Origin of the sequence: Aureimonas endophytica, from assembly GCF_014642635.1 — a bacterium.
Lineage (GTDB): Bacteria > Pseudomonadota > Alphaproteobacteria > Rhizobiales > Rhizobiaceae > Plantimonas > Plantimonas endophytica.
In genome coordinates, this window is the sequence record NZ_BMIQ01000018.1 from 1 (window position 1) to 13,085 (window position 13,085).

Sequence of the window (13,085 nt, forward strand, 5' to 3'; positions counted from 1 at the left end):
GCTGGTGCCCGACATCCAGCGCACCTCGGAACTCGTCGGCGAGATCTCGGCCGCCTGCCGCGAGCAGAATGCCGGTGCCGAGCAGATCAACCAGGCCATCCAGCAGCTCGACAAGGTCACCCAGCAAACGAACGACTCGGTGCAGCAGCTCGACCAGGTGACGCAGCAGAACGCCTCGGCCGCCAACGAGATGTCGGCGACGGCCGAGCAGCTTTCGGCGGAAGCCGCCCGGCTGCGCGACCGCGTCGCCTATTTCCGGATCGACGAGGCGGCCACGGACCATGCCGAGCGGCGGCCGGCCAGCCCCGCCTCGGCGCCCCGGAACGATGTCCGCGCGCTCCAGGCGAAGGCCGGCCGCTTCGCCGCGACCGCCGCGCGTCCCGCGCCGAAGAAACCCGCCGCGCCGAAACCCGCCCCGGCCGCCGCCTCCGCCCGCAAGGGCTTCGACCTCGATCTCGGCGGCGAGACCGAGACCCACGACGCCTTCGAGAAGATGAGCGCCTAGCCGTTCACTTCGCGCCCCGCGCCATCCCGGCAAAGGGCGCGAAGGCCCGGAGCGGGCCTTCCGCCCTCGCTTCGGCCAACCTTTTCCACCCCCTCCGATCGGCCCTGATGAAATCCAGCAGCAAGTTCCAGCAGGAAGCAATGCGATGCGTCTGACCATCAAGACCAAGCTCATGGCGTCCTTCGGCGCCGTTCTCGTTCTCCTTGGCACCGCCGGCTATTTCGGGGTCGCGAGCCTCGGGGCGACGAACCAGGCGATGACCGATTTCGCCGCAGGCCCCTTCGTCCAGGTTCAGAACAGCCTGGAGATCAACGGCCTCGTCACCGAGGTGCGGCGGCTCGTCACCCGCGCCATCACCGCCAGCCCCGCCGAAGCCGAGCAGTCGAGAGGTGAGCTCAGCACCGGCTGGAAAGCCATCGACGACAGTTTCGCCAAGCTGGTCGCCGCCATGCCCGAAGGCGAGCGCGCCAAACTCGGCGACCTGCGGTCGATGCTCGACGAGATGAGGACGATCAATTTTGAGGTCTTCGACCTCAGCGCCAAGGCGGACATCCTTCTGGCTGGCAAGATCCTGGATGCGAGCCGCCCGCTAAGCGACAGCCTCAACGATCGTCTTGAGACGCTGCGGGAGGAGATTGCGCGCGAGAAAGCGTCGGACACGCTCGACGCGACCGGTCTCGCCGCCGACCTGCAGACGGCTCTGCTACGGATCCGCAACCGGGCGACCGGCATCGTCGCCCAGGTCGATCAGGACAAGATCCAGGATGGCGTGACGAAGTTCAACGACCAGAAGGACGTTTTCAAAACGAAATTCGAAGCCTTCGCCAACACCCAGGCCGCTGCCGCCCATAAGGCGGAGATCGCGCAGATCACGCAGGATTGGCAAGAACTGGAAACGACCCTGCGTGGCTTCGTCGACACCGGCCTGCAGAACTATACGGGTCGGGCATTGCAGACGATCAGCGGGAAGCAGATGCCGCTCTCGCGCAAGATCGATGCCCGGCTGAGAGCGCTCAATTCCGAAGTCGTCGCGACGGCCGGCACGGCGGTGACGGCCAGCCAGTCGGCCTATGCCGCGACGCGCCTGACCCTGATCGCGATCGTCGTCGGCGCAATTCTCCTCGGCGTCGCCGCCGCGCTCTGGATGTCGATCTCGATCGCCCGGGGCCTCGCTCGCTCGGTGAAGCTTGCCGAGGACATCGGCGCCGGCGATCTGACGCAGACCGTCGAGGCCAAGGGCCAGGACGAGATCGGCGACCTCCTGCGTGCCATGAACGCGATGACCGACAAGCTGCGCGAGATCGTCTCGGACGTGATCTCCTCGGCGAGCCAGGTCGCCGCCGGCTCGCAGCAGTCCGCCGCGACGGCCGAGCAGCTCTCGCAGGGCGCCACCGAACAGGCCGCGTCCAGCGAGCAGCTGTCCCAGGGCGCGAACGAGCAGGCCGCGACGGCGGAGCAGCTGTCGCAGGGCGCGACGGAACAGGCGGCGGCGACGGAACAGGCCTCGTCGGCGATGGAGGAGATGGCGGCGAACATTCGTCAGAATGCCGAGAACGCGACGACGACCGAGAAGATCGCGGCGCAGGCGTCCGGCAATGCGGAGAAGAGCGGCAAGGCGGTGGCGAACTCGGTGGAGGCGATGCGCACCATCGCCGACAAGATCCGCATCGTGCAGGAGATCGCCCGGCAGACCGACCTTCTGGCGCTGAACGCGGCGATCGAGGCGGCGCGGGCCGGCCAGCACGGCAAGGGCTTCGCGGTGGTGGCCTCGGAAGTGAGAAAGCTCGCCGAGCGCTCGCAGACGGCCGCCGCCGAGATCAGCGAACTCTCGACCTCGACGCTGTCGATCTCGGAAGAGGCCGGCCGCATGCTGGAACAGCTGGTGCCCGACATCCAGCGCACCTCGGAACTCGTCGGCGAGATCTCGGCCGCCTGCCGCGAGCAGAATGCCGGCGCCGAGCAGATCAACCAGGCCATCCAGCAGCTCGACAAGGTCACGCAGCAGACCAGCCAGTCAGTGCATGAACTGAACCGCGTGGCGCAGCAGACGACCGAATCGATCCAGGAACTCGATCAGGTGACGCAGCAGAACGCCTCGGCCGCCAACGAGATGTCGGCGACGGCCGAGCAGCTTTCGGCGGAAGCCGCCCGGCTGCGCGACCGCGTCGCCTATTTCCGGATCGACGCGACGGAAGGCGGCCCGTCCGCGACGCATGCCGCCGCTCCCGCCTCGGCGCCCCGGAACGATGTCCGCGCGCTCCAGGCGAAAGCCGGCCGCTTCGCCGCGACCGCCGCGCGTCCCGCGCCGAAGAAGACCGCCGCGCCGAAGCCCGCGCCGGCCGCCGCCACCGCCCGCAAGGGCTTCGACCTCGATCTCGGCCACGAGACGGAGAGCCAGGACGGCTTCGAAAGGATGAGCGCATGAGACCCGCCTCCGACCTCACCGAGGCCGAGCTCTCCGCCGAGAACGAAGGCGGCACGAGCGAGATCCTCACCTTCCGCATCGGCACCGAGACCTTCGGCATCCGCGTCATGCATGTGCGCGAGGTGCTCGACCACAAGCCGATCGCCCGGGTGTCCAACGCCCCGCCGACGCTCCTCGGCATGATCGACGTGCGCGGCATCGGCGTGCCGGTCGTGGACCTGAAGCTGAAGCTGCGCATGGCCGCCGGCGGCGAGGGAGAGGGCGAGCCGACACCCGACAGCCGCATCGTCGTGCTCGAATTCGACGCCGCCGGCCGGCACCAGACGGTCGCCATCGTCGCCGACGCGGTCTACGAGGTGAGCGATCTCGGCGATGCGGCGCTGGAGCGCCCGCCCCAGTTCGGGGAAAGCTGGAACAGCGCCTTCATGACCGGCCTCGGCCGGCGCGGCGAAAGCTTCCTGACGCTGCTCGACATCCCGCATCTCTTCGAGACCGCCGCCGATCTCGCCGCCTGAGGAACCGCCGGCCGGCTCGCCCGGCCGGCCCCGCTTGTCGCATCGAAGCTTGAGAGTTCATGCCGACCGCCACCGCGAAAGCCGCCCCCTCCCCCGCTCCCGCCGCCGGCTGGTCGAACGCCACGCTCGACGCGGATAGCTTTCGCAGCCTCGCCCTCCTCGTCGGGGAAAGCTGCGGCATCGTCATGTCGGACCTGAAGCGCACCATGCTGGAAACGCGCCTGCGCCGGCGTCTGGTCGCCAACGGGCTCGACAGCTTCCGGGCCTATGCGGCGCTGCTGCGCACGCCGGAAGGCCTCGAACGCGAGCGCCAGGCCTTCATCGACTGCGTCGTCACCAACCAGACCTCCTTCTTCCGCGAGCCGCCGCATTTCGAGCATCTGACGGTCGAGGAACTGCGCCGCCTCGCCGCCGGCGGGCGCGAGCACGGCTTACGCCTCTGGTCGGCCGCCTCCTCCAGCGGCCAGGAAGCCTACAGTCTGGCGATGATCGCCGACCGGGCCTCCGAGGGCGGCCGGCTCTTTCCCTTCTCGGTGCTCGCCACCGACATCTCGCTGCGCATGCTGAGGGCGGTGCGCGAGGGCGTCTATGCCGCCGAGGAGGCGGAGACGATCCCGGCACCGCTGCGCCAGCGCCATCTCCTGCCTGCACCGGACGGCAAGGGCGGCTTCCAGATCCATGCCGACCTGCGGCGGCATCTCCGCCTCGGCCAGATCAACCTGATGCACGAGCAGTACATGCCGGGCCAGGTCATGGACGTGATCTTCTGCCGCAACGTCCTGATCTACTTCAAGCCGGAGGACCAGCTGGCCGTCGTCGGCAAGCTCTGCCGCCATCTGCGCCCCGGCGGCCTCCTGTTCCTCGGCCATTCGGAAAGCCTGCGCTCGGCCGAACTGCCGCTGCGCCTCCTCGGCTGCAACATCTACGAACGGCTGGAGGGGTGAGAATGAAACCGATTCGCGTCCTCATCGTCGACGACTCCGCCAGCGTGCGCACGATCCTGACGGAGATCGTCGCGGCCGAGCCCGATCTCGAAGTGCTCGGCACGGCATCCAATCCCTATTTCGCCGCCGAGAAGATGCGCGAGGAGATCCCGGACGTCATCATCTGCGACATCGAGATGCCCCGGATGGACGGCATCACCTTCGTCCAGAAGCTGATGAGCCAGCGCCCGGTGCCGGTCGTCATCTGTTCCTCGCTCGCCGAGGCCGGCTCGAAGATGGCGCTCCAGGCGCTGGAGGCCGGCGCGGTGGAGATCATCACCAAGCCGCGCGTCGGCACGCCGCAATTCTTGATGGAGGCGAAGACGCGGATCTGCGACGCGGTGCGCGCCGCCTCCAAGGCCAAGGTGCAGCCGCGCACCAAGACGATCGAGGTCCAGAAGAAACTGACGGCCGACGCCGTGCTGCCGCCGGCGCGCGGCCGGCCGATCGAGCGCACCACCGACAAGGTCGTGGTGATCGGCGCCTCGACCGGCGGCACGGAGGCGCTGCGGCGGCTCCTGGAGGACCTGCCGGCCGATTCGCCCGGCATCGTCATCGTCCAGCACATGCCGGCCGGCTTCACCACCGCCTTCGCCAAGCGGCTGAACACCTTGTGCCAGATCGAGGTGCGCGAGGCGGCGACCGGCGACCGGGTCGTGCCCGGCCTCGCCCTCATCGCGCCCGGCAACCACCATCTCCTCCTCCAGCGCTCGGGCGCGCAATATCATGTCGAGGTGCGCGATGGCCCGCTCGTCACGCGCCACCGCCCCTCGGTCGACGTCCTCTTCCGCTCGGCCGCCCGCGCGGCCGGCGCCAATGCGCTCGGCATCATCATGACGGGCATGGGCGACGACGGGGCCAAGGGCATGCTCGAACTCCACCAGACCGGCGCGCGCACGCTCGGCCAGGACGAGGCGAGCTGCATCGTCTACGGCATGCCGAAGGAGGCGATGAAGCTCGGCGCCGTCGATCTGGAACTGCCGCTCGAACGCCTGGCGCCGGAGATCCGGCGCTTCGCCAACGATCATGGGCCGCGACCGGAGGGCGGAGCGAAATGACGGTCATGCCGAAGCGCCTTTCCACCGCTTTCGCGCCGCCGCCGCGCGGCGCCGTCGACCGGCCGGTGGCGCTGACGGCGCCGCTCACCGCCTGGATCGGCGCCAGCGAGACCGTGTTCCTAGAGATCGGCGAGCGGCTGCGCGATGTCCATGCCAGCATTTCCAGGGTGCGCGACGGCATCACCCGCTCCACCGAGCTTCTGGCGGACCCCGAAATGGTCGAGATGCGGAGACGGCTCGAAGCGGCCATCGGCGATTCGCAAGGCGTCGAGGAACTGACGGTCGAACGGACGAAGGCTCTCGACATTCTCTGTCACGCCATCGACGGCGCCGCGTCCGGCAGCACGGCGCTCCGCACCGTGTTCCGCACCCTCGACTATGTCTCGCTCATCGCGCGGACCCAGGTCGAGGGCATGAAGTTCGGCCAGGAGGAGCTCGTCCCCTTCGCCCTGCATGTCGCGGAACTGGTGACGGATGGCGAGAAGGTCTCCCGCTATATCGACCAGCGGATGAACCGCCTGCGCGATCATCTGGAAGCGAGCCGCGCCATCGAGAGCGAGGCGCGAAGCGCCAGCGCCGACGCCCGGCTGGTGGCGGGCTTTCTCCAGCTGATCGAGCTGATCGAGCGCCAGCAGACCTCCGCCGCCGAACGCCGCGCCGAGGCGCATCAGGCCTTCACCGCCGTCTGGAAGGCGATCGCCGGCGTCGTCGCCGGCCTTCAGGCCCACGACATGGCGCGTCAGCGCTTCGAACATACCGTCCGCAATCTGACGATCTTCGAGCGGATCGCGGCCGAGGGCCGGTTCGAGGACGAGGGCGAGGCGCTGGACCCGGCGCTGCGTCCCGCCGCCCTGCGCCGGATCGCGGTGCTGGAGACTGCCCAGCTCGCCGATCTCGCCGACCGCTACGCGGAGAAGATGACGGCGATCCGCGGCGATCTCGGCGTGATCGCCGGCGAGCTCGACGCCTGCGGCGCGATTCTCGATCGCCTGCGGCCGCGCCGGGGCGGCAGCGACGGTCTGGCGACGCTGGAAGCCGAGGCCGCCCGCCTCAGCACCGGCTTCCGCGCCGGCGAGACGCTGCGCCAGAAGCTCGGCGACAGCCTGTCGCTCAGCGTCGAAGCGACGAGCTCCCTCATCGAGATGACGGAGAAGCTGACGGATCTCGAACACGAGCTGCGCATCGCCGGCTTCAACGCTGCCGTGCGCGCCGCCCATATCGATGGCGGCGACGAGACGGTTGGCTATATCGCGCGGGTCATCCGCGAGCAGGCCTCGCTGGCGCGCCAGGAGGCCGACAAGGTGCGGGGCGGCGTCGAGATCGCCATCGCCTCGACCGGCAGCCTGTCGCGCGAGGTCCTGCCGGCGATCGTCTCGGCCGAGCGGGCGATCGAGACGACGCTGACGACGGCCGCGACGCTCCTGTCGAAGACCGAGGCGGAAGGCGCGGCGGCGCTGGACTCCAGCCTCGGCGCGGCGCGCGGTCTCGGCGGCGAGGTGACCGGCGTGCAGCGGATGATGGAAACCCACGAGGAAGGCTGCGAGATGATGCGGGCGCTGGCGGCGGCGCTGACCGCGCTCGCGGCCGAATATCCCGAGGCGGCGCTGCCGGCGCCAGAGGCCGGGCGGCTCGATCTCGTTCTCTTCTCGGCCTATACGATGGAGGAGGAACGCAGCGTCTTCGCGGCGGCCCTCGGCTCCACCCCTCGTCCGGCCGTGGCCGAAAGCGCTCCCACCGCCGGGAATGGCGACGATCTCGACGACATCCTGTTCTGAACGGCCGAAACCGGCCCGCTTGCGAACCGGGCCGAAGGATCGTGGGGCGGCATCAGCCGCGCAGCTGCTCCTTCAGGGCGCGGGCCGCATAGGCATAGCCGCCGGACGCGCCGTCGATGAAATGGACATGGTCGCGCGACAGGGGCGAGGGCACGAAACAGGTGAGCATCGCCTCGTCCTGGCGATGCGTGCCGAAGGCGGCCAGCCCGTCGCGCCGCGCTTTGCCGAGGCGCGCCTCGATCGCGTCCGCCGTCGCCGGGCTGCAATCGAGCGTCATGCGCAGCCCGTCGTCGAATTTGCGAAAATCGGTATTGCGGACGATCTCGCCGAGATAGCGCTCGGGGTCGAAGCCGCCGATGCGCCGCCCGGTGCGCAGCGTGAAATTCTTCAGAAGGCTCGTCCAGCCGGTGGCGAGAAAGGCCGAGACGCCGCGCCCCTTCGGCTTGGCGGCCGCCGTCTTCGCCTCGATCAGGAGGGTGCGCAGCGCCCAGCCGAGGCGCAGGCCGCCTTCGCGCAGCGGCCGTACGTCGCCGTCGCGCTCCTGCGCGAGCGCCAGGATCTCGGCGACGAGCGCGGCGAATTCGGGCAGGCGCTCCCGCGTCGCCGGCACCACGATCAACGACAGGATCACGCCGTGCCGCGCCGGAATGCTGGCGAAGCTGCAGGACAGGCCGGACAGATCCGGCCCGACCGCCGCGTCCGGCGGCGCGACGGGAAAGCGCCCCTCCTTCATCCGCGCCTCCGCCCAGGCGAGACCGCCGCCGGCGAACATCGCATAGGAAAGGTCGGCCGTGACGGCGAAGCGGGCGAGCTTCAGGTCGAGCCCGGCCGCGCGGATCGCGGCGACGGGCACGGCGGCGGCGCGCAGGTCGAGGCCCAGCGCCTCCTTCGCCCAGCGCACGGTCGCGCCGAGCGCCTGTCGGCCGACCGTCTCCAGCCGCGCCGGCAGCACGAAGCTCGCCCCGTCGCCGGCGAAGGAAAAGGCGATGCTGCGCCCGGGCAGCGCGTTGCCGACCGCGGCGATGATCGCGGCGGCCGCGACATTCACCTCCTTGTAATGCCCCGCCTCGATCGCCGGGGTCGAGGACACGACATCGCCGACGAAGAGCATGCTGTCCTCGGGCACCGGATGGTAGCGCTCGATCTCGGCGAGATCGAGAAAGCGCTCCACCGGCGAGAGGTCGGCATAGAAATCGTCGCTCATCGTTCCTCCGTCCCGGCCAAAACTATGGCGGGCCGGGCCGACGCAAAGGCGAAGGGCGGGACGAGCGGCGCCGCCGGCGCGAAGGCCTCAGGCGGTTCGCGCCACGGCGCGGACCTCCAGCACCTGGCCCAGCGCCTCGAAGGCTTCCTCGAGCTCGTCGAGCCGGGAGCGATGGTCGAGATCGAGCAGGCGGTCGAGATGCGCGGTGCGCGCGCCGATGCGCTTGGCGAGATCGAGCCGGCGCAGATCGTTGTCGAGAAGCGCATTGTGCAGCGCGACCTTGGCGCCGATCAGGGCGGAGAGCTCGACGGTCGGGCCGCCGCCGCGATGGATCGGCAGCGCGACGGGAACGCCATGCGCGATGCGCTGGCCGATCGCCGCGATGATGGCGGCGCGCGCATTCTCCAGCGCCGCCTCCAGCGTCTCGCCGCTGGTGGCGAGTTCGGGCAGGCTCTGGCAGGACACGGTGAGATGGCCGTTGTCGTCGGGGGTGAGAATCAGGGGAAAGCGCATGGGCCTCGTGACTGGAATCCGATGGGCGGGAGGATCGGACGATCGCGCGCATTTGGCCCCAAGCCGGAGCGGCTGCGCAAGCCGCGCGACGGAATGGGAGCCTTGCGGACCGGGAATGCCGATGATCGGCGCGCGCAACGCCTTTCGGTTTTGGACATTTCCCCCGCGAAGGAGGGTCGTGCAGGAGGAATTGAATGGATGAGTTTCTCGCCGCGCTGGCGATGCTGCCCGTCGGCTATGGCGAGGGATGCTTCGCAGGACGCCGCTACGGCGTGACGCTCGCCGCCGCGCCGGACGGCCGGCGCCTGCGGCTCTTCGGCGAGGAGCTCGGCGGACCGGACCGGATCAGCTTCAACCTCTATCGCCTCGGCGACGGGACGCCGCGCCTCAAGCCCTGCGAGATGCCGGCGGCGAAGGTCGTGGCCTTCGTGCTCGGCTATCGCCCCGACCGGCCGGGCGGCGCGTCTTAGGCGGCCGGCGCCGTCTCGCCGATAAGCGTCGCGACGAAGCGCCGGGTGCGGGGATCGGCCGGCTGACCGAACAGGCTCTCGGGCGTCCCATGCTCGACGATCGTTCCGCCTTCGAGGAAGGCGACCTGATGGGCCATGCTGCGGGCGAGCCGCAGATCGTGCGTCGCCATCAGCATGGTCATGCCTTCGCGGGCGAGCGCCGCCAGCACGGCCACGACTTCGCCGGCGAGCTGCGGGTCGAGGGCGGAGGTCGGCTCGTCGCAGAGGAGGACGCGCGGCGACGGCGCGAGCGCCCGGGCGATCGCGACGCGCTGCTGCTGGCCGCCCGACAGGCTGGACGGCCAATCCGCCGCCTTATGGGCAAGGCCCACCTTGTCGAGAAGCTCCATCGCCCGGACCCTGGCCTTGGCCTCCGGCCAGCGCTGCACGGTGACGAGACCCTCCATCACGTTCTGCGCGACGGTGCGGTGGGGGAAGAGCTGGAAGTTCTGGAACACCATGCCGGTCTGGCGGCGGATGGCGAGGATCTCGCGACGGGAGGGGCGCGCCTCCGGCCGGAAGTCCAGACGCTCCTCCCCGATCTCCAGCCGGCCCGCCTGCGGGATCTCCAGAAGGTTGACGCAGCGCAGGAGCGTCGACTTGCCCGAGCCGGACGGGCCGATCAGCGCCGTGACGCGGCCCTCGGGCACGGCGAGGCTGACGCCCTGCAGCACCCGTGTATCGCCGAAGCGCTTCTCGATCTCGGTGAGGGCGATCACGCGCGCGCCTCCAGAAAACCGCCATAGCGCCCGAAGCGCCGTTCCAGCCAGGACTGGAGCAGCGACAGGATGGAGGACAGGACGAGATAGATGAGCGCCACCTCGATATAGAGGATCAGCGGCTCGTAGGTGACGGCGACGATGCGCTGCGCCGACTGGAAGAGTTCTGGCACCGTGATGGCGGCGGCGAGCGAGGTGTCCTTCACCAGCGAGATGAAGGAATTGGACAAAGGCGGCACCGCGACGCGCGCCGCCTGCGGCAGCACGGTGCGACGCATCGCCTGGACCGGGGTCATGCCGATCGAATAGGCGGCCTCCCACTGGCCCTTTGGCAGGGAGGCGATCGCGGCCCGCACGATTTCCGACGTATAGGCGCCGACATTCAGCGTGAAGCCGATCACCGCCGCCGGAAAGGCGTCGATCAGGATGCCGGCGCTCGGCAGACCATAGAAGATGACGAAGAGCTGGACGAGCAGCGGCGTGCCGCGAAAGATCCAGATATAGGCCCAGGCCAGCGCCGCGATCGGCCGGGGCGCGAAGAGGCGCAGGAGCGCCAGGACGAGGCCGAGTGCGAGGCCGAGCACGAAGGTGATCAGGGTCAGGGGAACGGTGAAACGGATGCCCGCCGCGAGCAGAGGCCCGAGCGACTGAAGCATGAGGTCGAGCCAATGCGGCAAGGGCGGCCTTTCCGTATGAGAACGCGCGCCGCGGAAGATAACGGCGCGCGCGGCCCGGTGAAGGGCTTGATCGCGGGACGCGAACGGAACCGGGTTACTTCGACACGTCGGCGCCGAAATAGGTCTGCGAGATCGTCTGGTAGGTGCCGTCCGCCCGGATCTCGGACAGGGCCTTATCGATCGCCGCCTTCAGCTCCGGATTGTTCTTGCGCATGATGATGCCGGACTGGTCGGCATTGCCCTCCTCGGCCACGATCTTCACCGGCGCCTGCGGCTTCTGCTTGTGGAAGTCGAGGAAGGACAGGCTGTCATTGATCGTGGCGTCGGCGCGGCCGGTGATCACGAGCTGGATCGACTGGTCGAAGCCGTCGGTGCCGACGAGTTCGGCGCCGGCCTCCGTCGCGAGGCGGCCGAAATTGCTGGTGAGGCTCTGGGCCGACGTCTTGCCCTTCAGGTCTGCGAAGGACTTGATCGCCTCGTTGTCGGACCGGATGATGAGCACGGCCTTCGAAGCGATATAGGGGGCGGAGAAGTCGAACTTCTCCTGGCGGGCGGGGGTGATGCCGACCTGGTTGATCACGACGTCGTAGCGCCCGGCATCGAGGCCGGCGATGAGCCCGTCCCATTTGCCCTCGACGAATTGCGGCTCGACGCCCAGCTTCTTGGCGACAGCACGGCCGATCTCGACATCGAAGCCGACGAGCGCGCCGGAGGCGTCATGGAAGGTGAAGGGCGCATAGGTGCCCTCCGTGCCGATCCGCAGCGTCTTGGCCGCGCGGATCGAGGCAAGGTCGTCGGCCTTGGCCGGAAGAGCGGCGAGGAGAACGGTGGCGGCGAGCGCGGCGATAAGGGTCTTCATGAAACGTCTCCGATGGCACCGCGCGGGCTTCGCGGCCGCAAGCTTCGTTCGTTTCTATGTCGCCGCCGGGCCGCGTCCCGACAAGGAATGGCATGCCGTGCGATGACGATCCGGGAGAACCATTTTCTTTCCCGTCCATCGTTGCGCGGCTATGCCGGCGCGGCGCCGATCGACCACCTGGGCGGCGCGGCCCCTGGAATGTCGTGATAACCTAGCGGAAGATAGGGAACGATCGACTTCGGATCGCCGGTTGCGACCCGGCCGCCAACTCATCCTGATGCCGCTGGCGTCGTCCGATGTTCGACAGGAGATGCACGTTGAAAACAATGCAGTATCGTTGATTTGGCATTAAGCATCTCAACGAAGGAGCGACCACTTCCAGTCGCACCTACGGAAAATTTACGGCGTCATTCCAATGTTCGAATGGGACCTGCACTGGAACTGCTTGAAGTCATGAGGTCTGTTCGGGGCTCGGCCTCGAGCGGATCTGCTACTGCCTATGCTCGGTGACCGAGCAATGCCAACCGGACGCATGAAGAACGCGATGCCCGACATTCTCCCCTCTTCAGGTCCGCGGCAGACGATCGTCATCGTGGCCGGACGCCGGGAAGAGGCGGCCTGCGGTGTCTGGGACTATTCCGTTCTCCTCGCCGAGGCGCTGCGGCGAACCGGCGCGGAGGTGCGGCTCGTCAATGCGCGCGACTGGTCGCTGCGGGGATTTCTGGCCCTGGCGCGGAGCCTGCGCGGCGAAAAGGCCCGGATCCTGATCCAATATCCGAGCTCGGCCTTCGAGAAGCGGCTCCTGCCCTATTTCCTGCCCTTCGCCCTCCTGCCGCATCGCACGGCGGTGACGATCCACGAGTTCTCCTACAAGCGGCTGCCGGCGAAGATCCTGACCTGCCTGCCGATGGCCTTCGCCGGCAGTGTCGTCTTCACCAGCCCGGTCGAAGCTGCCGCAGCGCGCCATTCGCCCCGGCGGCGGCGGGAGGTCGCGGTGATTCCGATCGGCAGCAACATTCCGGCGGTCGCGGCGCGCGAGAAAGCGATCGATCTCGTCTATTTCGGCATCATCCGCGAGAACGGCCGGCTGGAATCCTTTCTGGAAGTCTTGGAACGGCTGCCGCGCGGCTCGGTCCGCGCCGCCATTCTCGGCAGCGTCGCGGCCGGCTCCGGCGCCTATGCCAAGGCGATCGAGGCCCGTGCCGCGGCCGTCGGCGCGACCCTGCGTTTGGAGGCCGATGCGGAAGAGGTGGCGGAGCTGCTGTCCGCCTCCAAGGTCGCGTTATTACCGTATGACGACGGGATATCGTCGCGTCGTGGGACGGCGTTGGCGGCGATGGCGA

The 13,085-nt window shown here is 68.9% G+C and carries 12 protein-coding genes and 1 pseudogene; 8 read left to right on the top strand and 5 right to left on the bottom strand.

Features of this window, described 5'->3' with window-relative positions; genetic code table 11:
• The 6 genes and pseudogenes from IEY14_RS25445 to IEY14_RS25470 all read left to right on the top strand — a co-directional run.
• Positions 1-505: pseudogene (locus tag IEY14_RS25445) on the top strand (methyl-accepting chemotaxis protein); the annotation flags it as partial.
• A 145-nt stretch (positions 506-650) separates the two neighbouring features.
• Positions 651-2,930, top strand: a complete 2,280-nt coding sequence (locus tag IEY14_RS25450) for a HAMP domain-containing methyl-accepting chemotaxis protein (protein WP_188913620.1) — start codon at positions 651-653, stop codon at positions 2,928-2,930.
• A complete protein-coding gene (locus tag IEY14_RS25455; RefSeq protein ID WP_188913622.1) occupies positions 2,927-3,445 on the top strand; it encodes a chemotaxis protein CheW in 519 nt (172 codons plus the stop codon). Before IEY14_RS25450 ends, IEY14_RS25455 begins: the two co-directional genes overlap by 4 nt.
• A gap of 59 nt (positions 3,446-3,504) precedes the next feature.
• On the top strand, positions 3,505-4,389 hold the full coding sequence (locus tag IEY14_RS25460) for a CheR family methyltransferase (protein WP_188913624.1): 885 nt from the start codon (positions 3,505-3,507) through the stop codon (positions 4,387-4,389).
• Positions 4,390-4,391: 2 nt separating this feature from the next.
• Positions 4,392-5,486: a protein-glutamate methylesterase/protein-glutamine glutaminase gene (locus tag IEY14_RS25465; RefSeq protein ID WP_188913625.1), complete on the top strand. Its 1,095-nt coding sequence runs from the start codon at positions 4,392-4,394 to the stop codon at positions 5,484-5,486.
• Positions 5,483-7,261: a hypothetical protein gene (locus IEY14_RS25470; RefSeq protein WP_210318588.1), complete on the top strand. Its 1,779-nt coding sequence runs from the start codon at positions 5,483-5,485 to the stop codon at positions 7,259-7,261. Before IEY14_RS25465 ends, IEY14_RS25470 begins: the two co-directional genes overlap by 4 nt.
• A 52-nt stretch (positions 7,262-7,313) precedes the next feature.
• Here IEY14_RS25470 and IEY14_RS25475 read toward each other — a convergent pair whose 3' ends face one another.
• Positions 7,314-8,465, bottom strand: a complete 1,152-nt coding sequence (locus tag IEY14_RS25475) for a DUF3095 domain-containing protein (RefSeq protein ID WP_188913629.1) — start codon at positions 8,463-8,465, stop codon at positions 7,314-7,316.
• 87 nt (positions 8,466-8,552) lie between these two features.
• On the bottom strand, positions 8,553-8,978 hold the full coding sequence (locus IEY14_RS25480; protein ID WP_188913631.1) for a type II toxin-antitoxin system HicB family antitoxin: 426 nt from the start codon (positions 8,976-8,978) through the stop codon (positions 8,553-8,555).
• Between the two features lie 194 nt (positions 8,979-9,172).
• Here IEY14_RS25480 and IEY14_RS25485 point away from each other — a divergent pair, with 194 nt between their 5' ends.
• Positions 9,173-9,448, top strand: coding sequence for a hypothetical protein (locus IEY14_RS25485; RefSeq protein ID WP_188913633.1), 276 nt, complete (start codon positions 9,173-9,175; stop codon positions 9,446-9,448).
• On the opposite strand, the gene IEY14_RS25490 is transcribed toward IEY14_RS25485, so the two are convergent.
• The 3 genes from IEY14_RS25490 to IEY14_RS25500 form a co-directional block, all read right to left on the bottom strand.
• Complete coding sequence (locus tag IEY14_RS25490) at positions 9,445-10,206, bottom strand: amino acid ABC transporter ATP-binding protein (protein WP_188913635.1); 762 nt, start codon at positions 10,204-10,206, stop codon at positions 9,445-9,447. The two genes, IEY14_RS25485 and IEY14_RS25490, sit on opposite strands and share 4 nt — an antisense overlap.
• Positions 10,203-10,883 carry an amino acid ABC transporter permease gene (locus IEY14_RS25495; protein WP_188913636.1) on the bottom strand — a complete coding sequence of 227 codons (681 nt, stop codon included), beginning with the start codon at positions 10,881-10,883 and terminating at the stop codon, positions 10,203-10,205. Before IEY14_RS25495 ends, IEY14_RS25490 begins: the two co-directional genes overlap by 4 nt.
• 94 nt (positions 10,884-10,977) lie before the next feature.
• Complete coding sequence (locus IEY14_RS25500; RefSeq protein ID WP_188913638.1) at positions 10,978-11,742, bottom strand: amino acid ABC transporter substrate-binding protein; 765 nt, start codon at positions 11,740-11,742, stop codon at positions 10,978-10,980.
• A gap of 544 nt (positions 11,743-12,286) precedes the next feature.
• Between IEY14_RS25500 and IEY14_RS25505 the strand changes: the two genes are divergently transcribed.
• Positions 12,287-13,085, top strand: a 799-nt coding sequence (locus IEY14_RS25505) for a glycosyltransferase family protein (RefSeq protein ID WP_210318589.1), incomplete at its 3' end; no start/stop codon positions are given.